21 protein-coding genes and 3 pseudogenes are annotated in these 24,040 nt (G+C 46.9%); 8 read left to right on the top strand and 16 right to left on the bottom strand.

Translation table 11 applies throughout. The annotated features are described in order from the left end of the window. Positions 1-48: 48 nt before the first annotated feature. Genes NSS79_RS11345 through NSS79_RS11330 form a run of 4 tightly spaced genes read right to left on the bottom strand, consistent with a single transcriptional unit; the run spans position 49 to position 5,128 of the window. Positions 49-1,356, bottom strand: a complete 1,308-nt coding sequence (locus NSS79_RS11345; RefSeq protein ID WP_076113124.1) for an MBL fold metallo-hydrolase — start codon at positions 1,354-1,356, stop codon at positions 49-51. Continuing rightward, entirely contained in the window at positions 1,353-3,032 is a 1,680-nt protein-coding gene (locus NSS79_RS11340) for an iron ABC transporter permease (protein ID WP_076113123.1), read from the bottom strand. The genes NSS79_RS11345 and NSS79_RS11340 overlap by 4 nt, the downstream gene beginning before the upstream one ends. A gap of 5 nt (positions 3,033-3,037) precedes the next feature. Then, positions 3,038-4,132, bottom strand: coding sequence for an ABC transporter substrate-binding protein (locus NSS79_RS11335; protein WP_340899336.1), 1,095 nt, complete (start codon positions 4,130-4,132; stop codon positions 3,038-3,040). Between the two features lie 27 nt (positions 4,133-4,159). Next, positions 4,160-5,128, bottom strand: a complete 969-nt coding sequence (locus tag NSS79_RS11330; RefSeq protein WP_038589253.1) for an ABC transporter ATP-binding protein — start codon at positions 5,126-5,128, stop codon at positions 4,160-4,162. Between the two features lie 210 nt (positions 5,129-5,338). On the opposite strand from NSS79_RS11330, the gene NSS79_RS11325 reads away from it, so the two are divergent. Next, entirely contained in the window at positions 5,339-6,232 is an 894-nt protein-coding gene (locus NSS79_RS11325) for a LysR family transcriptional regulator (protein WP_076113121.1), read from the top strand. 708 nt (positions 6,233-6,940) lie between these two features. On the opposite strand, the gene NSS79_RS11320 is transcribed toward NSS79_RS11325, so the two are convergent. From NSS79_RS11320 to NSS79_RS11305, 4 genes and pseudogenes are all read right to left on the bottom strand, one after another. Further along, entirely contained in the window at positions 6,941-8,251 is a 1,311-nt protein-coding gene (locus tag NSS79_RS11320) for a hypothetical protein (RefSeq protein WP_342439434.1), read from the bottom strand. Between the two features lie 225 nt (positions 8,252-8,476). Beyond that, positions 8,477-9,265 carry a helix-turn-helix transcriptional regulator gene (locus tag NSS79_RS11315; RefSeq protein ID WP_342440347.1) on the bottom strand — a complete coding sequence of 263 codons (789 nt, stop codon included), beginning with the start codon at positions 9,263-9,265 and terminating at the stop codon, positions 8,477-8,479. Between the two features lie 103 nt (positions 9,266-9,368). Then, positions 9,369-10,280, bottom strand: a complete 912-nt coding sequence (locus tag NSS79_RS11310) for an alpha/beta hydrolase (RefSeq protein WP_342439433.1) — start codon at positions 10,278-10,280, stop codon at positions 9,369-9,371. 164 nt (positions 10,281-10,444) lie between these two features. Next, positions 10,445-10,630 (bottom strand): annotated as a pseudogene (locus tag NSS79_RS11305) (MerR family DNA-binding transcriptional regulator); the annotation flags it as partial. A gap of 75 nt (positions 10,631-10,705) precedes the next feature. Here NSS79_RS11305 and NSS79_RS11300 point away from each other — a divergent pair. From NSS79_RS11300 to NSS79_RS11290, 3 genes are all read left to right on the top strand, one after another. Next, positions 10,706-12,397 (top strand): M3 family oligoendopeptidase, encoded by a 1,692-nt coding sequence (locus NSS79_RS11300; RefSeq protein WP_342439432.1) that lies wholly within the window; start codon positions 10,706-10,708, stop codon positions 12,395-12,397. Between the two features lie 172 nt (positions 12,398-12,569). Further along, positions 12,570-13,220 (top strand): Vat family streptogramin A O-acetyltransferase, encoded by a 651-nt coding sequence (locus tag NSS79_RS11295; RefSeq protein ID WP_342439431.1) that lies wholly within the window; start codon positions 12,570-12,572, stop codon positions 13,218-13,220. A gap of 22 nt (positions 13,221-13,242) precedes the next feature. After that, a complete protein-coding gene (locus NSS79_RS11290; protein ID WP_342439430.1) occupies positions 13,243-13,965 on the top strand; it encodes a class I SAM-dependent methyltransferase in 723 nt (240 codons plus the stop codon). Between the two features lie 66 nt (positions 13,966-14,031). Here NSS79_RS11290 and NSS79_RS11285 read toward each other — a convergent pair whose 3' ends face one another. Further along, positions 14,032-14,745, bottom strand: coding sequence for a glycosyltransferase family 2 protein (locus NSS79_RS11285; protein WP_342439429.1), 714 nt, complete (start codon positions 14,743-14,745; stop codon positions 14,032-14,034). A gap of 181 nt (positions 14,746-14,926) precedes the next feature. On the opposite strand from NSS79_RS11285, the gene NSS79_RS11280 reads away from it, so the two are divergent. Further along, entirely contained in the window at positions 14,927-15,478 is a 552-nt protein-coding gene (locus NSS79_RS11280; protein ID WP_342439428.1) for a hypothetical protein, read from the top strand. Positions 15,479-15,555: 77 nt separating this feature from the next. Here the strand turns inward: NSS79_RS11280 and NSS79_RS11275 are convergent, their stop codons facing one another. Both NSS79_RS11275 and NSS79_RS11270 read right to left on the bottom strand, forming a co-directional pair. Continuing rightward, on the bottom strand, positions 15,556-16,191 hold the full coding sequence (locus NSS79_RS11275; RefSeq protein ID WP_038589222.1) for a hypothetical protein: 636 nt from the start codon (positions 16,189-16,191) through the stop codon (positions 15,556-15,558). 131 nt (positions 16,192-16,322) lie between these two features. After that, complete coding sequence (locus NSS79_RS11270; RefSeq protein WP_342439427.1) at positions 16,323-17,087, bottom strand: hypothetical protein; 765 nt, start codon at positions 17,085-17,087, stop codon at positions 16,323-16,325. Positions 17,088-17,315: 228 nt separating this feature from the next. Here NSS79_RS11270 and NSS79_RS11265 point away from each other — a divergent pair, with 228 nt between their 5' ends. Together NSS79_RS11265 and NSS79_RS11260 are read left to right on the top strand one after the other, a co-directional pair. Continuing rightward, the gene (locus NSS79_RS11265; RefSeq protein WP_342439426.1) at positions 17,316-17,690 is read left to right on the top strand and encodes a VOC family protein; all 375 of its coding nucleotides are present in this window, start codon (positions 17,316-17,318) and stop codon (positions 17,688-17,690) included. A gap of 152 nt (positions 17,691-17,842) precedes the next feature. Continuing rightward, positions 17,843-18,730, top strand: coding sequence for a stalk domain-containing protein (locus tag NSS79_RS11260; RefSeq protein ID WP_342439425.1), 888 nt, complete (start codon positions 17,843-17,845; stop codon positions 18,728-18,730). Positions 18,731-18,826: 96 nt separating this feature from the next. Here the strand turns inward: NSS79_RS11260 and NSS79_RS11255 are convergent. The 5 genes and pseudogenes from NSS79_RS11255 to NSS79_RS11235 form a co-directional block, all read right to left on the bottom strand. Further along, a pseudogene (locus NSS79_RS11255) lies at positions 18,827-18,925 on the bottom strand (formylglycine-generating enzyme family protein); the annotation flags it as partial. A 12-nt stretch (positions 18,926-18,937) separates the two neighbouring features. Beyond that, positions 18,938-19,306, bottom strand: coding sequence for a DUF4180 domain-containing protein (locus NSS79_RS11250; RefSeq protein ID WP_342439424.1), 369 nt, complete (start codon positions 19,304-19,306; stop codon positions 18,938-18,940). A gap of 24 nt (positions 19,307-19,330) precedes the next feature. Then, positions 19,331-19,866, bottom strand: a pseudogene (locus tag NSS79_RS11245) (TetR/AcrR family transcriptional regulator). 124 nt (positions 19,867-19,990) lie between these two features. Next, complete coding sequence (locus NSS79_RS11240; RefSeq protein WP_342439423.1) at positions 19,991-20,905, bottom strand: class I SAM-dependent methyltransferase; 915 nt, start codon at positions 20,903-20,905, stop codon at positions 19,991-19,993. Positions 20,906-21,380: 475 nt separating this feature from the next. Beyond that, positions 21,381-22,244, bottom strand: coding sequence for a hypothetical protein (locus NSS79_RS11235; RefSeq protein ID WP_342439422.1), 864 nt, complete (start codon positions 22,242-22,244; stop codon positions 21,381-21,383). Positions 22,245-22,579: 335 nt separating this feature from the next. Between NSS79_RS11235 and NSS79_RS11230 the strand changes: the two genes are divergently transcribed. Next, a complete protein-coding gene (locus tag NSS79_RS11230; RefSeq protein WP_342439421.1) occupies positions 22,580-23,404 on the top strand; it encodes a hypothetical protein in 825 nt (274 codons plus the stop codon). Positions 23,405-24,040: the final 636 nt, after the last annotated feature.

Here is a 24,040-nt window from a genome sequence, read left to right as displayed (position 1 = left end):
CTCAAATGTCGAGCTGGCTTGCTGTCTAAAAGAGGGTATTCGGGTGCATCAGAAGGAGATACTGTCCCCGGGAAGCAGAGAATACAGTCCCGTAAATCCTTCTTCCTCCAGGATGGAAAGCACCTGATCCGTCTGCTTCTTAGGGGCATGAACCAGCACTGTGCGGCGGCTTGGAACAGCCCGCAGCATCCGGCGGATGTCAGGAAGGCCTTGATGCACCTTGTAGCGGATCAGTGAAACCTTACAGCCGCCGCTGCCTTGCTGCCCAAGCAGGTTGCGGCCAAAGCTGCCTTCAGGCAAATGGCCTGTAAAAATCACATGGCTGCCGGGAACATCAAGCTGCTGCCGGTAATACCACTGGGCTGTAGGAGACTGGAGCAGTGCGTCGTTCGTGAAGATTATCTTATTCTTCCGCTGCCTCAGTGCCTCCTTCCGTTCGGAAGGAACAGAGACTGCTTTCAAGTTCCTGCTGTTCAGGAGCCGGTCAATGCTGCCGGGAGCCTCATCTCTCAGCCAACCTGAACGGGTTCGCAGCGCTCTGAGCGGAGCCAGCAGAGCTTCCTCCACCACAAGCTGCGCTTGTGGAAACCGCTCAGCAGCCCAGATGAGCAGCTCCTGGCCCCGGCCTTGCAGCGGCATGGGCAGCAGCACACAGCCGCCGCCTTCTAAAGTATCCCGGACCGCAGTCTCCAGCTGCAGCAGTTTCACTTGCTGCTCTGCGGGATCCGCTCCGTAGGCGGCGTCGATGATGGCCAGATCGGCTTCTCCTTGCTCCCTGCCTGCCTCAGGCCCGGACAAGAACAGCGCCTGTGGCCGGTCCACAGCCAGCAGCTGCGACTCCTCGGTGTAATCACCGGAGAAGTAGACCGTCTTCCCCTCCCATTCCAGGGCAAGCCATACTGCACCAGCCAAATGTCCGGTTCGCCCCCACTGCACACGCAGGCCGGGTGCAACGTTCAGCCAGGTGCGGGGTCCGGCCTGCTCGTCCAGAAACATAAATTCCATCGCCTGCTTGTCTTCATCTCCATAAGGCAGCCCGGCTGACTCAGCGGCCGTATATCTGCTCCACGCCTCGAAATAGCCGGGCAGCTGCCTGAAGGTATCGCGTGTTGTCCATACTTTCCCTTTATAGCCATATTTATAAAGCAGCGGAAGGGCCATCGAATGGTCCTCATGGGCATGGGATAGAAAGACCGCTTGAAGCTGCGGAATAACCGCGGCATCCAGCAGCGGATACTCTCCTTTCCCTTCCTTCTTCACACCACAATCGAGCAAAATACAGGATTCCTTACCCTGTAAAAGGTAGGAGGAGCGCCCATGCTCCCCGGCGCCCCCCCATATGGTCAGCTTGGTCATAGTTGTCTCCGCTTTCTGTCTGGACTTAAGTATTGAATTACAAGCAGCAATGCAGTTGTAACGCCTACAGAGATTACGGCCATTGCCATGCCCATCGCCACTGCGCCCTGTTCAAACTGGGCAAAGATATAAGTCGCCGACGTCTGCATCGACGGCGGCAAAATCAGCAGCGAGGCCACCAATTCACGGCCGGAAATGGTGAAGGTCATCATCCAGCCAGCCGCCATTCCGGGAAGAATGAGCGGCAGCAGGATACGGCGGAACACGTAAGCCTTACTTCCGCCAAATACCTGCCCCGCCTGCATCAGGGAGGAATCAATCTGCCCGTAGCTGGCCTTGACATACTGCACGGTGTAGGGAAGGAACAGCACGACATAGGTTAGCACGACCATCCCATAGGTGTTATAGAGCGGGACCGGCATCCAACGGGCATTCCACAGGAGGATCAGCCCAACGACAAGGACAATGCCCGGAACTGTGTTCGGCAGCAGGCTGAACAGATCGGTCCATTTTTGCCGCCATGCTGTGCCCTTGCCAATGATCAGCGCGAGCCATGTGCCAAGAATTACTGCGATGCTCGAAGCAACAATCGCCAGGCTGAAGCTGTTGATCAGTGCCTGAAGGCCTGGTGAGCCTGGAGAGAGCAGCTCAGCATAATGGCTTAACGTCAGATTCCCCCACGACAGCCCCTCCCCGCGCAGCTTCAATAATGATGCGGTAATAATGGAGAAATACGGGACTCCGACGGAAGCGAGCAGCAGCAGCACAATATACCCCCAGCTGAAGAAGCCCAAGGCTCCCTTTGCGGCGTAATGCTTGCTGCGTATCCCTTTCCCGCCCACCAGGCGGTAAGAATAGCGGCTGCTGATGATCGTCTGGATATACCAGAGGATCAGGCAGACTCCGAGCAGCAGGCTGGCCAGTGAAGTCGCTTTGCCGAAATCAATCGGCCAGCTGGAAATATATTTGTGAATTTCCGAGGTCAGAACATAAAACCCGATTTTGCGCCCGAAGGTCGCAGGTGTCCCGAATTCGGCAATTGTCTTAACAAAGATCAGCAGCACACCAAGCCCGTAGCTCGATAACAGCAAGGGTACAATAACTCTTCTAACCTTGTAAAAGAATGGAGCGCCATGAACCGAAGCCGCCTCCTCCAACCCGCCCCCGATCTGCAGCAGTGCATTGCGCAGCAGCAGATAGAGGAAAGGAAACAGATGCAGGCTCATAATCAGCACCATCCCCCCATAGCTGAAGAAATAAGGGGTCAGCGCTGCAGAAGACGGAAGAACCTGCTCCATATAGCCACCGGTTTGCATAAATAACATCCACCCCATGGAACCGATGTAAGGCGGTGTCATGAACGGAATCAGCAGGACAACATCCAGCCAGGCGTGGCGCCCGATGTCACTCTTGGCCATAATCCAGGCCAGCGGCAAGGCGAACACTGTAGTCAAGGCGACTACGCTTGCTCCAAGACCCAGAGAATTCAGCAGCACCTTCATTAGCCCGCTGTTTCCGGTAATGGTCCTGAGCGGTGCGGTGATATCGAGTTTTTGACCAGAATAAATGCTAGTCCAGAAGATCAGAAGCAGCGGCAGCAGCACCAGAATAACCAGTATACACAAAGCAAGGCTGCTGCTCACCCACTTAAATGAGCGTAAAGCGTTAATTTTCATTCCGCTTATTTGAACAGATCCGTGAATGTTGTGGACACTTCATCGCCATGTTCGTTCATCCAATCCCATTTCACGTCAAAGGTTTTGATCCCATCCAGATTGGCGCGGTTCTCCGCCTTCACATCGCTTCTTCCCGGCAGCAGGTACGCCTTGGCTACGAGTGCCTGGGCTTCATCGGAAAGCAGATAATTAATAAATGCTTTGGCGTTGTCCACATTTGCACTCGTCTTAATAATGGCCGCCGGACGCGGGCTGATCACTGTGCCTTCAGCCGGATACACGATATCCACCGGTTCTCCATCCGCTTTGGCTTTGTAGGCCATATAATCAACTCCTGCGGCAACCACGGATTTGGCACCGGTAATTACCGGATCCAGTGCTTCCTGATTCGCGCCTGCCATCGCCACCCCATTTGCCTTATATTGCTTGAACAGATCCCAGCCGCTGTCTCCCTGAGCACTCAGGTAACCGGTCATGAAATCCAGTGCCGAGCCGGAGAGCGAAGGATCGGGGATGTTGACCAGGCCCTTCCATTCCGGCTGGCCCAGGTCAGACCAGGAAGCCGGCGGTGTGGTTACTTTCTTGGTGTTATAGACAATTCCCAGTGCGGACGCACTGTAGCTGAAGTAATTCCCTTCCGCATCCGACCAGTCACTGACAAGTTTGCCGGCATTCACCGCTTCTTGATAAGGAAGCAATAATCCGTCGTTTTTCATGCCCTGCATGGAAGGCAGGGAGGCAAGAACCACCACATCGACCACCGGGTTGGATTTCTCCGCCTCCATCCGAGCAAGAATCTTGCCTGTGGTGCCCTGGAACATTTCCACTTTGACTCCGGTCTTCGCTTCGAACCCTACTTTTATTTTATTCGCCAGTCCCTCAGGTCCAGCGCTGTATACCACAAGACTGCCGCTAAGCGTATTCTCTGCCGGTGGTGAGGCTTGTTCAGTAGCAGAAGAAGTATTATTGTTTTTGGTCTTGCTGTCGTTCGCTTTAGCGTTAGCCTCAGGTGTATTGGAGGAACCGCAGCCAGCCAGGCTGATGCTTAGTACGGCAGTCAAAAGAACGGAACCTAGTTTGCTTTTTTTAATGAAATTCAAGGGAAGACCTCCTAATAATAATTGTGATTAGTTCAGATGGTGAATGTGCTCCTGTGAGGCGTAGACCTGAATGCTCTCACCCACCGTTAAACGGTGTGAATGATAAGCCGTCCAGGTGCCCATTCCCTGCATCTCCAGAATGACCTCATAGCGGTCACCCATATAGCTGACATGCCGGATGATTCCGGTAAATGCCTGAGAGGTTCCCTCCCTGTCGATCCAGCGTAGTTGCTCCGGCCGAAGCATTTGCTTCCCGGGGACAATCCAGTTTGACCTGCCGATAAAGCGGGCCACAAAGGGCTCAGCCGGCTTCTTGTAAATTTCCTCGGGGGCACCAGTCTGCAGGATGCTTCCGCCATGCATGACAACCACCTCATCCGACATGGACATCGCTTCGGTCTGGTCATGTGTCACGTACAGTGCGGTGATGCCCATGTCCTTCACCAGTGAGAGCAGCTCCAGCCGCATCTCATCCCGGAGGACGGCATCCAGCGCACTGAGTGGTTCATCGAACAACACCAGCCTGGGCCGGGTCACCACCGCTCTGGCAAAAGCGACCCGCTGCTGCTGACCGCCGGACAGCTGATGGGGAAACCGCAGCTCCAGTCCTTCCAGTCTTACGCTGCGTAGCGCTTCCTGCACCCGGCTGCGCAGCTCCTTCTTCTGCCGCGATGCCCGCAGCCCAAACGCTACATTCTCAAAGACACTCAGATGCGGCCAAAGCGCAAAATCTTGAAAGACCATGCCGAAATTCCGGCGGTGAATCGGCTGGCTGATCTTCCGGCTGCTGGAGAAAATAAGTTCCCCGTCAGCCACAATTTCTCCGGCATCCGGTGTTTCCAGTCCTGCAAGCAGACGAAGCAAGGTGGTTTTACCGCAGCCCGAAGGCCCAAGCAACGTGGTAAAGCTTCCTGCCGCAATGGTCAGATCGGCAGGCTTCAGGGCATGCACGTCACCGAATTTCTTTTCCAGTCCGCTAATGATAAGCTGCTTCATTCTCATGTACCTGCCTGTTCTTAACTTATAAAAAGATAATGACTGCACTAAAGTAAGGTTGCTATGAACATGTCCTTAGTTTATAGGCAAACAATTCCCGCAATATTTGCCGGGTGTAACGCCGATATTAACTTTTTCACCGATTTATTTTAACATTCATAGAATTTTTCTATGTTATCGTTTAGCTAGCAGACGAGGGAGTGAATAGTAATGAACCTGAATTTGATTAAGCTGCAGATCGTAGAACTGCTCCATAAACACAGGAAAATCACGACAGTAGCCGAAGAACTTGGACTGAAGCAGCCTACAGTGACTTATCATTTGAAGAATTTGGAGCAGCAGCTCGGGGAGAAGCTTTTTGAGTCGAGAATGGATAAAATGATCCTGACGGAAAGCGGCAAGGCGTTTCTTCATTATGCCGTCAAAATCAATGCACTGGCCGCAGAGGCCGAGCGGGTAGTGAAGGAGTTCAATAATGCAGGCCGCGGCACGCTCAAAATCGGCGCAAGTTATGTGCCGGCCACGTATATTCTCCCCCAAATCCTGGGCCAGTTCGGAGAGCAGCATCCGGGAACAACGATTTCGTTATCGGTTAAGCCCTCCCCTGTAATTAAAGAGATGCTGGTGAATCATGAAATTGATCTGGGCATATTGTCCACCGAATCCTTTTATGTACCCACTCTGCACAGCCAATCCTTATGCGAAGATGAGCTTGTACTGGTGTTCGCCCCCACTCATGAATTTGCGGCTCAGACCAGGCTTAGTCCGTCCGAGATCGCGTCTGCCCATTTTATTCTGCATGATATGGAATCGAGCACACGCCAATTGACCAACAAATGGTTTGAACGGTCCGGCGTAACGCCAAGAGCCCATATCCTGCTCGATTCACTGGAGGCGATCAAGCAATCGCTTATGGGCGGCAGACATGTGTCTTTTATTTCACGGCTTGCCGTGGAGGATGAGGTGGCGAGGGGAAAATTAATGATGCGTACTATTCCGGACTACAATTTTCAGCGGCATATCTTCTATTCCTATAATCGCGACCGCCACTATTCCCCGCTGATCGGCTTGTTCATCGACCTGATCCGCACGATCCGCATCTGAAGGCGAGACAAGCACATAGCGACTCGAACATCGTAATTGGAGAAAGAGTTATTGAGGGCAGAGTGATTGGGAGCAGGGTGGTTGGGGGCAGAGCGATTCGGGCAGAGCGGTGGGGGCAGAGTGGTGGGGGCAGAGGTTGAGTGCGGAGGAAATGTTGCGGACCGAGGCGCCCTTATTCACATGAATCCGCCTCATTAAGCCACCTTGCGGACTGGAATGCAGCTATTGGCACAAATCACCTCTATAAACATGATTCTGAAGCATAATAACGGCTATACGGTCCGCGAACCCGCTGAAATGAACAGATACGCATAAATAAGAGCTATACAGTCCGCAGCCTACGCGGGGGATTTGGTTTGGGCGGGAGTGGCCTGTGCTGGATTGGCTTGCGCGCGGATTGACCTACTTAGAGGCTTAGCTCGGCGGGATTGACCTGTTCAGGAAATGGCCTATGCAGGGGATTACCCCGCTCAGGGGCATGGCCGGGCGGCATTGACCTGTTTAGGAAATGGCCTATGCAGGGGATTACCCCGCTCAGGGGCATGGCCGGGCGGGCTTGGCCTGCTCAGAAATCCCACTGCACAAGGGATTGACCCCTCCCGCGCCACGGCCTTCACCAGCTGGAAAAGGCGTGCTTATCCGGGGACGCGGGCAACAAAAAAACGGGATTTCTGCCGTTTTGGAATAACTGTTCAAGGTTCAGCTTTCTTACGAAGCTTTCTTGCCGTATGCATACAACTTATTTCCCCAAACATATATTGTTCCGTCCTTGCCAATGATGACTGGAGACCGTGCTTCTGTGTTAATGGGCAAGCTCCAGTTGATCTTTTTGGTCTTCATATTAATGGAGCTAATGTAATTGCTACCATATAAACTATCATAGCCGCTAAATACAATATTCTGGCTGCTGTCAAGGGTGAGGCCAGGTGCGGAATACGGATAAAAGCGGTAGACCTTGCCTTTGGCAGTCGGCTGAAAACTCCAGAGCAGCTTGCCGGCAGGACTATACACATGCTGTGCAAAAACAATATGCCCATCCTTGCTGATGGAAGCCGGAATCTGGTTGCCGATATGGCCCGCTTCTACGCTGATGGTCTTGGTGATCTTCCCGGCGGTATTGATTATATACAAGTTGTTGTCCCCGCCATAGGGTTCACCGCTCACATAGAAATTGTTGTTGTAATAGACAGGAGCAGACGGACTAATGCCTTTATACTTTGTGCTGGACAACAATACTCCCTGCTTGCTGATCTTTAAAAATTGGGCATCCGTGAATTCGGCGATCATCGCTCTTGAACTATAAGGTCTCATGAATCCCTTGGATATCGACAAGTATACGTTGTCCTTCACAATTAGAGGAGCAGAGAAATTTACAGGGACCGTCTCCGTGTCCGAAACCATTGTGTTGTTGAACTTGGTTTCACCACTCGCATTCATGCCGATCAGCTTCACATGTTCCGTATATCTCTTCGATCCGCTTGCTTGAGTAAAGTACGATAGCGCAAGCGCCACATAGCCGTCATCGCCTACGGTGATATTGCCGAGTCTCATTACATATTCGTATGTATTTTCCCAAAGCAGCTCTCCGGCGATAGTGTATTTGGATACAATCGCCGTTCTGTCGTTCAGCCTTGAAGAATCCGTCAGCTCCCGGCCGTCGAGAGAGCTTGATACGATCAGAAACTTATCGTTGGACAGGTTGAGTGCATTCGCCTCTACGCCCTTTATTTCCTTGGACCAGAGGATCTCGCCGCTTGCCCGAAGTGACGTTAATTTCACTACCCGCACTCCTTCGGACAGAACATACAAAATACCTGCTGAATCAATAACCACCTGCTTAATTTCTCCTGTGAACGGAACCGCCCACTTCAACTCCGGCTTGGCTAACGGTGCAGCATAACTGGATTGCCGGGGCCCATTATCACTCGGATAAACGGAATTCGCAGCTGCTCCCACCCCGGGAATCAAGCTACCCATTATAAACATGAACAATATTGAACATAAAACAGCCTTCTTCAATCCCATTTCCCCCATAACACATTAGATCTCTATGCGAAACATACTTCATCTGTCAAACTCTGGTTGCATAGGAAGTTTTATAGATAGGCTCAGTATACCAAATTGTAACAGGGTTGCCAGTCTTCCTGCAGAAATCCCCCCGGAGTACACCCCACAGCCATGCGCTCCGGAAGCTGGTTAGAAAGTTCCCTGTCAGTGATCAGCGGCTGGACGCTACACTGGTTTCTATTCGAAGATAGCTATAATCCCTTCCGCCACCGGCTTCCACAGGCGCGGGTACTCCTGATTGATCAGTTCCCTCACTTGCTCTGCCTGAATGCTGCTGAAATGCTCCTGTTCAACGAGGATCGTATACGCCCCCTTGGCCACGTCGCCGATCGCAATATGTCCGCTTGCATAACCCCCGATGGCGATCCGCGAGGCAATCGCACAGCCGCCGAGCGAGAACATTCCGATGGACAACCCGCCGATGGCGAACATTCCAACGGCAAGCCCTCCTATAGCGATAATTCCTGCGGCCAGTCCGCCTATGGCCAACAACAAGCCAAGAGCCAGCCCGGCAATACTGATCATCCCCCCTGCAAGTGCGCCGAAGCATAGGCCGCCAAGCGAGAGGATTCCGACTGACAAACCGCCAACGGCAATATTCCCAATAGCCAGAACTCCCTTGGCGACATAAATTCCGCGTCCTACATTAATATGCACCAGCGGAATCCCGAACAACGTTCGTTTGCTCTTGTATTCATAATGATACTTTGCAGTTACATCAGCGTGGAAATTCCCAGTAACGAGTGGCGGGACTGCTTCCTGATTGCCCGAAACTTCTTTGACCATATGGTCCATACTTACACCAAAGAACTCGCTTAAGGCAATCATCTTATCCATTTCCGGATACGACTGACCCGATTCCCACTTAGATACGGCTTGCCGCGACACACCGATGACCTCCGCCAAATTTTCTTGGGACATCCCCCTTTGTTTTCTGTAGCCTTGCAGTTTATCCGCAAAATCCATCATCATCACCTCAAGCTTATCGTATTAAACCGTCATGTTCCTGACTACCAAGCGACGTTAACAATCTGTCAACCACAGGTTGCATATGTTCGGAAACACGGTTTTATAGCATTTGACGGATTCCTTGAGCTACGGCATCGGGCCGTTCGATATGAATATTATGTCCGCTGCCTTCCACAACGACCAGTTCACCCTGGTCTGACAACTGGGACATTTCTTCAGCTACATCCAATAAACAGCTTGTTATTTTATCGGCTATACCTGACGGCAGTTTCTCTAAATGCTCCACTTTGCCACTTTTCAGCACAAGTAAGGGCAATCCTGCAGGAAGACTTTTATTCCTGACGGCATCATAGCCAAGCTGTAAATTTTTGAATTCCTGATATACTGCCAACCCTGTCGCTCTCTGAGGCGTCATTAGTCTCATCCGTTCCGCTATAGGCTCAGGGAAATGCTTCAACAGAGCTTCAAAATCCTTCAGCTTGTTCCGCTGCAATAGCCAATTCAGAATCCCTGCTCTGGTCAACCAATACAGCATCCGAAACATCCATATTCCCGACTTTTGACCCTTCACATGTTCTCTTGGGAACCGCTCTGTCAGCTCATCTTCGTGACTCGCATCAACAAGCACGATGCCAGCCAGATTTTCCGGATAGCGCTCCGCATAAAGACGCGCATTTACACCACCATAGGAATGGCCCACATAGATAAAAGGCTGTCGAACGCCTGCTGCCTGAAGCAGCTCGTGCAAGTCTTCAACAGCTTCCTCATTGTTTCTAGGAACGGATCCCTTCTCACTCCAACCATACCCCGCCCGATCGTAAACAACAGTCTGTGCAAATGGCGCTACTTTCTCCTCAACTAGTGACCATGTATCCGAATAAGATCCGTAGCCGCAGCCATGATCGAAAACAACGGTCTTACCTCCTGGTAACCCACTTATTCTGATATGCATCTGTTTGCCTTTAACCCGAATTAACTTTCCTGGTGGTGGGATCAACTTCGTCTTCAACATCAGCACTCCTTTGCTGAACCGATGATAACATGGATGCATTTGGATTTCCGTGACAAAAAAATAGTTTCGCACCTTATCACCAAAAACCGCCAAACACTTAAACGTGCTTGGCGGAATATCGGTGTGTACAGCTCTGCTGTCCGTTTGGAAATCACTCTACTGCGCTTGCGCTGCAAAATAATCTGCTGCAGACGTTCCAGCTCCTCCGTCCCATACAAACGGTACCCTGCTTCACTGATCTCACACGGCATCAGCAAGCCGATTTTGTGATAGTGATGCAGAGTTTTGACGGTTACCTTGGATAGTGCGGCTGTCTCCTTTACGCAAATTAATTCAAGATCTCCGAACATTAATTTTTTTGTTTTTCTGAGGCTCCAGCGTATATAATATAGTTCATATGGTAGAGAAAGGATGTTGATGGTTTCATGAAATTTACAGAATACCCTTATGAACGCCCCGACGCAAACAAGTTCAAACTGGAGTTCACAGCGCTGTTAAAAGGTCTCGAAGCGGATAACTGGGAGGAACAAAAGGCCGCAATCCTTGCGCTGAACAAACTCCGCAGTTCTTTTGAAACCATGACAAGCCTCGTCTACATCCGGCATTCCATCAACACTGAGGATGAATTCTACAAGGCAGAACAGGATTACGTAGATGAGATCAGCCCCATTGTCCAGGAATACATAACTGAATACTACAAAGCGCTCGTAAACTCCAAATTCAGAGCTGAAATTGAGAAGGAATGGGGCCCGCAGCTGCTCCAGCTGGCTGAAATTTCGCTCCGGATTTTCAGCCCGGAAATTATTGAGGATCTGCAGCTGGAGAACAAGCTCTCCACCGAATACTCTCAGGTGATCGCTTCCGCCAAGATCCAGTTCGATGGGGAAGAACGCACCTTGTCCCAATTGACACCGTTTGAAACGGCAACAGACCGCGATACGCGCAAACGTGCATATCTGGCCAAAAATGAATTTATGGCCGCACATGAGGCCGAATTCGACCGTATTTACGACGAGCTCGTTAAGGTTCGTGCCCGCATAGCCAAGAAGCTGGGTTACGCCAGCTTTGTAGAACTCGGTTATGACCGGATGATGCGAACCGACTATAACGCCGGGATGGTCGCCAATTTCCGTAAGCAGGTGCTGGAGCATATCGTTCCCGTCTCCCTGAAGCTGAAGCAGCGCCAAGCCGAACGTCTGGGTCTGGATGCCCTGAAGTATTACGATGAGGGCTTTAACTTCAATACAGGCAATGCTGAACCCAAAGGCGATCCCGAGTGGATTGTAGCCAACGGTGCAAAGATGTACAAAGAGCTTTCTCCGGAAACGGATGAATTTTTCACTTTTATGCAGAACAACGAGCTCATGGATCTGACAAGTAAAAAAGGCAAACAATTCGGCGGATACTGTACCTATCTGAGCCAGTATCAGGCCCCGTTCATTTTCTCCAATTTCAACGGAACAGCAGGAGATATTGATGTGCTGACCCATGAAGTGGGCCATGCCTTCCAGGTCTATTCAAGCCGTAATATGCTGTTGCCTGAATATGAGTTCCCGACTTCGGAAGCGGCGGAAATTCACTCAATGAGCATGGAGTTTTTTGCCTGGCCGTGGATGGACCTCTTCTTTGAGCAGGATGCCGACAAATACCGCTTCAATCATTTGGCGTCTGGATTGGAGTTCATTCCCTATGGTGTTTCTGTGGATGAATTCCAGCATTTTGTCTATGAGAATCCGGAGGCCACACCGCTTGAGCGCAAGCACGCCTGGCGGGCAATTGAGAAGAAATATTTGCCGCACCGCGATTATGACGGCAACGCTTATCTGGAACAAGGCGGGTTCTGGCATAAGCAAGGACATATCTTCCGCTCACCATTCTATTATATCGACTATACGCTAGCCCAGCTCTGCGCTTTCCAGTTCTGGAAACGTTCAAATGAAGATTTCAAATCTGCCTGGAGCGATTATTTGCGCCTCTGTGAGGCCGGGGGAAGCCAATCTTTTGTCCAGCTGGCCCAGCTTGCCGGTCTGATCTCACCATTCGAGGATGGTTGCGTCAGCTCTGTCATCGGAGAGATTGAAGGCTGGTTAAATTCTATTGACGATAAAGCACTGTAACTGATAAAGCTGCAACACAAAAAGCAATTCCTACCGGGTTGGAGGAGTTGCTTTTTTCGTATAAGCCTCTCCAACTTGACGGACTGCCATAAAATAGTAAGAATAGAATGACTGCGGAGTTTCGCTTCCCCTGCTTCAATATTCCGTAAATATAACTCGCGAGGTGAAAGCCATGATGGTCGGGCCGGATAAAAACAAGCTGTACCCCAATGAGAATATTAAAACTGTATGCTATATCCGTAATCTGCCAGCCAGGGCAAATGTGGAAATCGGTGACTATACCTACTACAGTGACAATAGCGACAACCCGGAGCATTTCTACGAACACATTCTGCACCATTATGAATTTTTGGGCGACAAACTGATCATTGGCAAATTCTGCGCCATTGCAGAAGGTGTTACGTTCATTATGAACGGTGCCAATCACCGCATGGATGGACTGACAAGCTATCCCTTTAATATTTTTGGCGGCGGCTGGGAAAAGGTGACACCTACGCTTGAACAGCTTCCTTTTAAAGGGAATACCGTAATTGGCAACGATGTCTGGATCGGCCAGCAGGTTACAATTATGCCGGGGATCACGATTGGGGACGGCGCCATTATCGCTTCCAATTCAACCGTAACAAAAAATGTAGAGCCTTATTCCATTGTCGGCGGTAATCCCGCCCGTTTAATTAGACAACGCTTCAGTGATAAGCTGATCGGGCTGCTGTCCAAAGTGCAGTGGTGGAACTGGGATGAGCACAAGCTGTTTCAACATCTAGAGCTGCTGGTATCGGGCTGTGACGAAGAAGAACTTCAAAGGCTGCTAGAGGAAGGTTAATTGGGAAAAGGGGGAGAGCAGAATGCACAAGGAGTCGGTTTCGCTGGATTCATATGAAGAAATGGCAGAATACTATCTCAGCTATGTGGACAAAAAACCTTATAATGCTTACTATGAACGGCCAGCTACCTTATCCCTGCTGCCGGATGTGGAGGGCAAAAGCGTAGTGGATGCAGGATGCGCGGCTGGCTGGTATAGTGATTGGCTACTTGGCAAAGGTGCTTCCGTTACCGCGCTCGATTTCAGCCCCAAAATGATCGAAATGACCCGGAGAAGAGTTGGCGACCGGGCCAAGCTTGTCTGTGCGGACCTGAATGAGCCCCTTTATTTTATCGGGGATGACTCCACTGACCTGGTGATTTCCTCGTTGGCGTTGCATTATCTGAAAGACGGGACACTCGTTATGCGTGAATTCCATAGAATCCTGAAACCGGGCGGGTTACTCGTTTTTTCCGTTCATCATCCGTTTATGGATTTTACTGTATTTCAACGGGAGAATTACTTCCTGACTGAACTTCTGGAAGATGATTGGGATGTCAATCACGTCAAAGTGAAGGTTCAGTTCTACAGACGGCCTCTAAATGCGATTATGTCCGCTGTACTTCACGCTGACTTTATACTCGAAGAGCTGCTGGAGCCTATGCCGACGGAAGAATTCAAACAAGCGCTGCCTCAGTCATATGAGAAGCTGCTGCGCAAACCGCAATTTTTATTTATCCGGGCAAGAAGAGCCTCCGAATACTGATGCCATTATTGTTTGTGAAAGGCTTGGGGATTAACCACCTGTGGTTGTCCCCCCTCAACTCCACTTCTACACTTTCCGTTTTGCGATTGCCCGGTAGTTGTCGGTCACGGCGACAGGTATACTTCCTTTGAGATAAAAGCGGTCTCCCACTTTCCACGTGTGGCTGCCCTTGTTTTCTCTGCGCATATAGACATAGTTATACGGGGATGTGGCATAGGTACGATACCCTTTGGCGCTGCATCTGCGTAAAAAAGCAACATCTTCCCCCAGCGAACGATCCGAAAAACGCACCTGCCTCGTCACTTGTCTGCTGAACAGCAGCGTTCCCCCCTGCACAAAATCCGCAGTCTTATTCTTTTCTCTGGGCGATCTGATAATGAGCCGTTTGGTGCCTGACAGATACACAAGACAAGCATGTTTTCCGACGATATCACTTTTGGTACGCTTGAGCGCATTCATCTGCTCCTTCAAATAGTACGGGGAGTAGTAATCATCATCATCAAACTTGGCGATATACGGGAAACGGGCTTTGGCAATCCCACAGTTTAGACATTGTCCGAGCGAAGTTTTTTCCGGTACCTTATACACCGAGATATTGGGATAGGCGCGTATTTTACTTTGATACTGCTTCAGATTCATGCTGTTTCTGTTAAGTATAATGATTAATTCTTTCGTTTTGTATTGCTGACTTCTGAAGCTGCCTAATAGATTATCAAAAAATTGCGGGCGGTTGGTGCACACGATGATTGAAACGCCGTATGGATCGGCTGCTTTTCCCAAGGCCGTTCTCCCCTCTCCTGTCGTCCATTCAACATATGAGCAGGAACAAGCTGCGGTTCGGGCTTATGGTTTGTGATTTTATTCGCTACACTAAAATGATTATAATGATATACCAATATATGTAATATGAATTCATTGATTCACAACATATATTAAACAAATGGATGGGAGACTCTGAATAATGTTACCTATGGCAGAGTTAGAAGATAAACGGCCTTACCCGATCAATCTGTTGGTTGCTCTGCTCACAGTCGCTTACCTTGCTTATGCGTTTCTTACTTCCAATAATTACGGTAATCTCACCGTCTCGCTGGAACATGATTTCTCCAATATCCTCTATCATAATAAAGATACGACAACGCTCTATTTATATTATTATGACGATGGACTGGAAAAGCCGGTGATCGTGTATTCCCTATTCATTATCGTGACATCGCTCTTATTGCTAGTCAGTTTCCTGATCCGCAGAACGCTCAGCACCTTTCTGATCTTATGCTTTTATGTATTCAGCTTCTTCCTGATGGCTTATCCTTATTACCATCTAAGAATGACTGGAGATTACATGTTCTTAACAAGCCTGCACTTTTTATTCCTGACCAGCTACGTGAATGAATACAGCTTGTATTACTTCATACCGTACTATGCAGTCTTAATTGGACTGACCTTATATTTTATAGTCAGCCAATTGCCTCTGCGGCAACTACGCTCTTCTCGGTCCCGCTACAAGCTCTGAAGTATGTACTGTAAAATACAAAAGCAACCCTGCCTGGTGGCAGGGTTGCTTTTGTATGGTTTCATGCTTTTCACATTTTAGTCCAATCCATGCTCTTTACGGATATTGTACATGCCTGTAATCAGCAGCTCGGACGGATCACGGTTCAGCTGCAAATGGGTTAGCAAGAAATGTAGCGGAATCGCGCAAACGTTAGGGCCATCAGTAATGGCCGGGAATCCGGCTTCCAGGACCGGGCCATGCTCCGGGTTCAAGGCAAGCCCCGCATGGATTTGCTCAGGAGCAAATTCTTCACGAATAGCTTCGATGCATTGCGGAACCAACACGTTGTCGATAACCGCTTTTGCTTCTTCCTCGTTTGCAGGCGGTTTGGGAAGATCCTTGCCTCCTGGAGTCTTCATCAGCTCGTGGAAGAAAGAAGCCATCCAGATCGCAGGATCATTACCCGACTGAAATCTTGCGATCAGCTCGCGAAGGAAAAACCCGCAGAAATAGTCATTGTTCGACGCATCCTTAACACGGTACACAAACACCGCACCGTAGGCCTCCAGCTGCGACACTTGTCCTTCCACTTCATTAAAGCTCATTTTCAAAGCTACGAGGCCGTTATGATGAACAGCGTTCAGAAGCTCGGACCAATTCTCGGCAGACATATTCTCTTGATTGCCTTCTACTTCCTCGTTTGTTGGTTCATTCGTTGTCTCATTATTCATTGTCCAATTCACCCCACTTCCTATCATACCATTCAGCAGCTTGGGAGACTATCTGTACCGATTAAGAGCAGACGTGTTTTGAAATTTGTCACTTATAAGCGTCCCCGTCCTCCTGCTTCTAAAGGTCCTGTTTATTCTGTTATTTTCTTCAGTTTCGAAGGGTTGTTGATCTTATACTTTACAGGATGCTGGGTGAGCTTCTTGGCAACCACCTTTGCTTCAAACGAAACTTTATCCCCGACCGCAAGTTCAAGTTTCTTCAATGTAGCGCTGTGGCTGGACCAAACTTCCCCAAACTCTAACTCGTGGCCTTCTATAGCTACCTCATCATAGATGATGACTTCATCATCATTATCTGAAAAGTGGTTGGGCACGGTGGTAAACTCTTTGACTGTAGCGGACATTTGCAGTTTCTCTTCAGGCAGTTCAAGCGCTGCTTTCTTTTTCGCTTTCTCCTGTTTCTTCAAGGGTTCCTGCGGTTTTTCCTCAGTCTTCACACCGGCAGCCGGCGGAAGTGATGTTGGTTCGATTGTCGCTGGTTCAATTACGGTTTCTTCACTTACCGCTTCATTGCCAGCTTCATCCGCTCCATCGGTCACCTCGACTTCAGCAGCTGCTGCTGATTTTTGTCCAAAACCGGAGGTCTGCATCTCTTTTAAATAAGCAGGGTGAATGCAATGCTGCTGCTTATTCTCAAACTGTATCACTACAGTCATACTATCGACGTACCCCACAATTTCACAAGGCAGCGTGATACCGTTTCTCTTGTACTGGTAGGTCTTCACCCGTGTTGCTGTATTCGACAAGAGATTCCATTCCTTGCATTTGTTTATCAATTCATCTTCACTGTCAAATTCCTGCAGCTCTATAGGTCCAATTGCGAACGAATAGGTCATCTAAATTCTCACCTCTCCAATCATTGTAACTTATTATCCCACATTTCCAGGGTCAGCTCAAAACGGATGGCTCCGCGATAGCCGATTCCCCCGCAACACAGGTATCAGAAAACGATAATTAGTTCATTGACGGGTGGTAAAATATAACTTATTATCACCGGATAAACTGGCATCAGCTTTCTTCAAACTATTACCCGTTTAGTATAAATCCCTTAAAGGAGAGAATGTATGCTAAATCCACAATTATATCTGAATGGTGATTGCTGCAAAGCTATCGAACTTTATCAAAAGGCTTTTAACGCCACTACAGATTCCATAATGTATGATCCCGACAAGGAGCCCCAGAAATTTGTCATTCACGCGGAAATGCATATTCTCGGCCAAAGGGTTATGTTCAGCGACTACGGCGGCAACAAAGAACATTCATCCGATTCTATCTTAGAGCTGGTCGCTACCTTTGATAACGAAACAGTTCTGCGGGAGGCCTATCAGATCATGAAGGATGGAAGCACCACAATTACGCCCATAGGTCCGGTATTTTTTAGTCCATGTATGGTCCAATTTGTGGACAAATTTGGCGTTCGATGGTGTTTTATGGTGTAAGCTCCAAAACTCTCTCTATTTTTCCTTGATAATAACATTAAAGTTGACGATAAGAATAAGGTACTATAAATTAAAAAGAGAGGAAAATTAAACCTCATTTAAAGTACATAGTTAAAATAAACCAAGCAATGAATTAGGAGGATTTAATATTTATGCACATTTCAAAAAAAGCATTCGTTTCTACCATTCTGGCAAGCGGATTGTTATTCGGGGCTGTCGGTGTCTATGCTGCTGACGGGATTTCTTTAGTCAAAGCTTACCTGAATAGCACAATTAAGTTTACTGTAGATGGAGCTTCCTGGACGCCTAAAGATGCCAGCGGAAACAAAATCTCCCCTCTGGTCTACAACGGATCTACTTATCTTCCGGCTAAAGCCGTCGGTGAAGCGCTGAATGCGGAAGTCCTCTGGAACAGCGGCAGCAACACCGTTGTCATTTCAACTACTGGTGGCGCCAATGCCGGTATCCCTTATAATGATGCTGCTCCTAGCACACCATCAGCGAGTGCTCCAGCAGCCAGTGCTCCGGCAGCTAGCGCTCCGGCAGCCAGTGCACCTGCAACTCAGACGGCCAGCACACCGGCTGGTTTGATTACATTGCCTGCGAATCATGATCTCAATGCCTCAGGTGACAAATACAAATCCGTAGGATTGGCATTTATCCAATCCTACGGCAAGGCCGTTAGCTCCGGTTCAACTGCCGATTACGATGCCCTGGTGGATAAATATGTGATCGATGACTTAAATGACTATGACATGGGCTACAAAAAAAGAGCGAAGGAAAACTTCGCCAAAACTGTCCAAGCCTTTGTCAAAGTCAATGAAAAAGATATTCTTACGAAATATGCGGCTATTCTAAAAAATGCAACTGTCGACGGTGTAACGTTAGACAAGACATATTCTGATAAAGGGGCTACTTATACTACTTTGGTCTATGAAGTTGACTTGCCCGGATTCTTCATCTCTAGTTTCAGTGTCTATATGGAATTTGAACTAGACAAGAAGACCAACACGTTGTACCTCAAAGCCGTCAATATGTAATTTGCATTATAATCCATTGAGCGGGGACACCCTCTAGCATATAATTGGAGACACTATGGTTGATCCGATTTATTTCTAGGGGGGGTTCCCGCCTTTTTATTGGGATCTAGCAACACGAAACCCAAGATCGTCAATGGAAAATGTAGGGTGACTGCGGCGGCGGCAGGTTGCTCCACAACCTCTAGCTTCTTTTGCCCGGTCTATCTTTTACTTCAGCATGCTTAACTTTTCAATCGCTTGTTGTTCGGTTGGCATGAATAAGAAGTCATTCCCATGGTTACATTCATAAATGAAATCTTTAAGGCTTTGACTGGTATATACAGAAAAATCACCAACCAGCGCAAGCTTCACTTGATAATTAATGAACTTCTGCAGGACCTCGCCAGCCAGGCGTGTTTTCAAGTCGAAAAAGCTGTCGCTTACATTGGATTGGTTCAGAATAATACGGTCACAGTCCGTTTCATATCGTACGGTAGCTATAAAATCCAGCGCTGACTGCACATCCCCAATTAATACTTGGCTGCTGCTCACAACAGCAATATCTACGCCACCTGCTTCTACCTTCGCTACATTCATAATTGTCCTCCTAATATTGCATATTCAATGCTTGGTGAACCTTCTGACATAATCCTCGCAAATGTACCGGTTGTCTTCGCTGCGGCTTGGCGGTATGTCCGCTACTCTGAAGAAGCTTAGTCCTAGTACCATAGCCAGCAGCCCATAGGCAGCGCTTTGCGCATCCTCTACAGTCATCTGTCCCGCCCTGTTGCCGTAATCAAAGATTTTTGCGATGCCATGGACATTAGCTAGATAACTGCTGGACACAACTTCCTGTAAATTACGGTCCAAGACAGCTTTCGAAAAAAACTGGATAAACAGCCTGCCTTGAGCTGAATACGGGATATGCATCTTTTCAATTCCATCCAGCTGCGATACATTAATCTAAGATATGCTTCAGTGTAACGTCGAGCATATCCCCGGCTGTCATGGTGTTTGCAATTTCCGCTTCAATCTTTAGGCCATAATAGGCCAAAAACGACTTAAACGCTTCGATCGTCAGGTTATCCTTGTTCTTAAAATAACGTGGCGTTGATAACCTCACCCCGGCGAGTGGGTTCCATTCCTAGTTTGGGCATTTAATGATTTAGCATTTTGTCAAACCCTGGGGTATCATGAGTTAAATATTCAGCTGGACAAATAGAAAGAGAACGCAATCTCAAGGAATGTGGTCTCTTTCCTAAGCCTGCGGTCATTGATCGATTATTTTTTTATCGCATGGAGATAATGAATTGTCTCAAAAGCAGACAAATAATCCGTCCGGTGACTGAAGAAACGGTCATTGATCTCAGCCGGTGATAGATGCTCGTAGATTAGTAAGCCTGCGCCCTCCAGCAGCTTCTCGATTTCCGAATACGTGAAGCCTGATTTCATCGGTTCTCCACCGGCTGAAGCCATTTTCACCATATTATCAACTCTATTAGACATCCCTTTTTCCTCAAACAGTCTGTCGTCTGCATAATCAAGGACTATTGAGCTGCCTGAAGGGACGTTAGCAAATAAATGATGGATCAAGTTCGAAATTTCCTCTTTCGTTAAATAATAAGAAACTCCCAACAGGCTAAAGAATGTTTTTGTGCTGTCAAATCCCGCCTCTATCAGATGCTGATAAGAAAACTGTTTGGTAAAGTCCATAGGAACAAAATGAAGATTCCTCGGGAATGTTAAATTAGCCTCATCCAACCTGTTCTTCTTCAATTCCTGTGTAGCCGGATGATCAACCTCGAAAATTCCCACGCTGTTCTCCAGTTCCGGATGCCGGAAACAAAAAGTATCTAGCCCGGCTCCAAGGATAACATACTGCTTTAGTCCGAGCATCGCTTCATTCAGGAATACTTGTTCACAATACGCAGCCCGTGCCAAAGGTGTTGGAGAAAGCTGGACTTGTGTAATCCACTTTAAAATTTCATCCGGGTCCTCTTGATATTTTTGAGCAATCTCTTGGTTAAAAAAGGATATGCCTTGGATCATATTCTCGCTGATATCTGTAAATTCTTTTGCCGTAATTAAATCTTTGGCAATAAAATCATCGAAAATTTTGGGTGTGTCATATTTACTATGATAGGCTCGACCAAACGCTGAGATTAAGGAAGTTAAACTGGACTCATTTGTCAACATACAATCATCCTCCGCATAAACAAAAATAAGACTCCCCCTGGCCAGGAGAATCTTATTATAAACGGTAAATTTAGATATGTAAATTATAGCATAAATAAAATATTTTGTCAATGATAAATCTAATCATCATTACTTCAGCCGATGGTATTGTGCAATTAATTTCTCATCAGACTCTACCGTTGCTCATTTCCCTTCTCTCAAATTTTAAGTTCAATCTATATAGCAAATTTGATTATTGATAAAGAGCATCACTAAATACGGCAACAATGCCCATGTATAACTCCGTAAGTATAGTATTATCTGGATCCTTGTTATGAGCAGCTTGACTTACACCTGTTGTGTAAAGGTAGAACAATTGATACGCCAAAGGTTTAGATATTTCATGTCTTCCTTTAGTGAATTTTCTTAGTGCCTCTAGAAAACCCAGTAGTTCTCTTATACTTTCTTCCGGCAACTCCCTATTCGTTCTTATATATCACTCATAGAATCCACCCCACTTTCCAGGAACTGGAATCAGGTCACCTTCGTCCAACGCGGATTTGATCATTCTTTGGTTTGCCAAGTCATAAACAGTCACAAGAACACCCTTCAGGAAAACCGCGGATCTCATGCCGTCATCACTCCAATGAATTTCAATATCCTTACTATCTAATTGGAGATGGCCAGAATAACTGAATAAAACATCATTAAACTGCTGTACCAAAGTAATCTCATTCTCAACTGAAGACAATACAGTCCTCACTTCGAAACAGGTGTCTTCGACCTCGATAGCCCATTTCTCACCAGGAGACATCTCCATCTTAAGTATTCGTCCAGGTAAAACCGATGTATTCAAATCCAGCCTCATATTTGACATCATAATGTTCATCAAAGTTTCCATGGCGTTTATAGATCTGTCGTTTACAAATATCTCATTGTTCTCTATCCTGATCCTTTTAGACCCGGTTACTTGTACATCTCCACTCAAGCAGTAACCTTTTGGCCCAAAGACTTTTTGAACCAAATAAACCAGCCAGTCCACAATATTTACCGTTTGTTCACTGGAGGTCCATATGATTTGCTTACGATCTTTGGTTGGTTCCCAATGCAACCAGAGGTCCGGTTGGCAACTGGGCGGAGTGTTATAATCAACAATGGATGGATCTACGCTCTGTCCAGACTCTGGAAAATCTAATGGATTGTAATAAAATTCGCCGTCAACCCCCATATCTTTACCTTGAACCATACTAGAAAGTATCTTGACATCTCTTTTCATTCTTCTTGTTTTCGCAAGGCCTTCCACTAAATGATAGGTCTCTTCATCCAGTTGTCGGTCAAAGTTTATAGCTATCTTCACCATACTTCCCCTCCCAATCTCATATTAAGGAAAAACTATGTTTTACTGTAGAGCGCAGAACTCGACTTTCATTGTTTATGGTCGGGATATGTAGAGCCTTTTAATTAGTTGTTTCTTAAGGTATACAAGAGAACCACTGCTCAGACTTCGACGTTAGAGTTAGTTTGAATTCCAGGTCCCTACCTTTATTTATACATTATTAACATTTCACAACTCTCTACTTTTTCTTTGCCCCTCCATTATCAAAAAGTATTACGAAACGATAAAACATAATTGACCACTCGTTGATTATCTTGTATTATAATTCTATAATTAGGTAATTATAGGAAGGTGATCCTGTGGATGGGAATCTCGTTTTAGATATAGACATAAACCTATTAGATTATGATCTGGCTGTTAAAGTTTTAAAAATGGCTTACTCTTTTGAGAGTTGGCACAACCTCTTAAAACTTTCAGATGCTTTTCATAGGCGAATTGCTAATAATTACGATAATTACACTGCTGGTAATTCTTATGAAAATCATCAACGACCTTTAGTTTATTATTACGGCTATAGTTTGCTAATGAAGGGTTTGGCGAACAAAGAACTCGAAGATTATGACGAAGCTCGGACTTGTATTGATGAATACAGCAATTTAAGCTGGTTTCAAGATTTGGATGATGAAGGCTTTAAGGAAGTGGAATATTATAAGTACATATCTCAACCAAATAGATTTGAAGTAGAATTGCTTTCTGGTAACATTGAAGTTATGGATCATTATGTATCCTTCCTTTCTCTTAATCCAAAAGAAATATTGCCAGGACTAAATACTCTTTTAAAAACCGCTACCAAGTTCAACCTTAATGTCGATCCTCAATTAAATCTATTTTCAAGTGATACCTCTAAATTAGAAGACAAGTCCACAAATGATGTTATTATAGCTTCTTACCGTCAAACTTTTTTTCTTAACATGATTAAATATAAAACAAACACACAAGATTTTTTCACAGCGATAGAGTATTGCATAAAACTGATAAATTCAGCAGATACGACTGGTGCAGATAATGTTTTTAAACAGGCTATTGTTTATTTTGAATCTTTACGCCAATATGCAAACTCTACTCAAATAAAGATTTTCGAATCAAAAATAAAAACTATAAAAGAAAGGGTTGAAGCTTCATGAAAAAATTTGTAGTCTCCATGTTTTTAGTTCTCGCTATCGTTAGCATTGTTCCAGTTTTGTCAACCGCAAATCAACCTATCGTCTTGTACCACGGGGCAGAGCACTAAAAAAGCAACAAGAGCGTCAGAAAGGTTAGGAGTTTAACTCCTAGCCTTTTTGATTTTTAGTTAATCGAATACTCCGACTTGCATAATGAACTATTATACATTATATGACACTACAACTTGGCATTCTGCTCACCACGATGAGTTAGGGTAGTCATAGAGAAAATTTGAGTATAATTTATAGCAGATCATTTATAAATGGGGGCGGGGGGGGGGGGGGGAACTACATGGAATTGTTCTACTCTATGTAGTGCTGTATACTATTTATCGTCGTGTAAGTCCAACAATTTCTAATAAATCACACTAATCAAGAGAGGCCACAGAGCAATTGTTTTTACTGCACTTAGCGGAATTAAAAGCCGTGTATCATCATTTTGTCCCCCAAGGTCTTTAAATATCGCTTATTATTTCGGCTACCATAAGTCATCTAAATACATAAAAAATATTAAGCCTAGGTAGCCGAGTCTGTAAAATATATTGTGTAAACTCTCAAACCCATTAAAATGGAAGTAAGAGAAAGGTTGGGGAGAAC

This window comes from Paenibacillus sp. FSL L8-0436 (assembly GCF_038593025.1).
Lineage (GTDB): Bacteria > Bacillota > Bacilli > Paenibacillales > Paenibacillaceae > Paenibacillus_AQ.
This window is presented reverse-complemented; position numbering and strand designations above follow the sequence as displayed.

Coding starts and splice junctions, on each gene's coding strand:
- NSS79_RS11345 (WP_076113124.1), bottom strand. CDS start 1,356: ATGACCAAGCTGACCATATGGGGGGGCGCCGGGGAGCATGGGCGCTCC.
- NSS79_RS11340 (WP_076113123.1), bottom strand. CDS start 3,032: ATGAAAATTAACGCTTTACGCTCATTTAAGTGGGTGAGCAGCAGCCTT.
- NSS79_RS11330 (WP_038589253.1), bottom strand. CDS start 5,128: ATGAAGCAGCTTATCATTAGCGGACTGGAAAAGAAATTCGGTGACGTG.
- NSS79_RS11325 (WP_076113121.1), top strand. CDS start 5,339: ATGAACCTGAATTTGATTAAGCTGCAGATCGTAGAACTGCTCCATAAA.
- NSS79_RS11315 (WP_342440347.1), bottom strand. CDS start 9,265: ATGGATTTTGCGGATAAACTGCAAGGCTACAGAAAACAAAGGGGGATG.
- NSS79_RS11310 (WP_342439433.1), bottom strand. CDS start 10,280: ATGTTGAAGACGAAGTTGATCCCACCACCAGGAAAGTTAATTCGGGTT.
- NSS79_RS11300 (WP_342439432.1), top strand. CDS start 10,706: ATGAAATTTACAGAATACCCTTATGAACGCCCCGACGCAAACAAGTTC.
- NSS79_RS11295 (WP_342439431.1), top strand. CDS start 12,570: ATGATGGTCGGGCCGGATAAAAACAAGCTGTACCCCAATGAGAATATT.
- NSS79_RS11290 (WP_342439430.1), top strand. CDS start 13,243: ATGCACAAGGAGTCGGTTTCGCTGGATTCATATGAAGAAATGGCAGAA.
- NSS79_RS11280 (WP_342439428.1), top strand. CDS start 14,927: ATGTTACCTATGGCAGAGTTAGAAGATAAACGGCCTTACCCGATCAAT.
- NSS79_RS11275 (WP_038589222.1), bottom strand. CDS start 16,191: ATGAATAATGAGACAACGAATGAACCAACAAACGAGGAAGTAGAAGGC.
- NSS79_RS11270 (WP_342439427.1), bottom strand. CDS start 17,087: ATGACCTATTCGTTCGCAATTGGACCTATAGAGCTGCAGGAATTTGAC.
- NSS79_RS11265 (WP_342439426.1), top strand. CDS start 17,316: ATGCTAAATCCACAATTATATCTGAATGGTGATTGCTGCAAAGCTATC.
- NSS79_RS11260 (WP_342439425.1), top strand. CDS start 17,843: ATGCACATTTCAAAAAAAGCATTCGTTTCTACCATTCTGGCAAGCGGA.
- NSS79_RS11250 (WP_342439424.1), bottom strand. CDS start 19,306: ATGAATGTAGCGAAGGTAGAAGCAGGTGGCGTAGATATTGCTGTTGTG.
- NSS79_RS11240 (WP_342439423.1), bottom strand. CDS start 20,905: ATGTTGACAAATGAGTCCAGTTTAACTTCCTTAATCTCAGCGTTTGGT.
- NSS79_RS11235 (WP_342439422.1), bottom strand. CDS start 22,244: ATGGTGAAGATAGCTATAAACTTTGACCGACAACTGGATGAAGAGACC.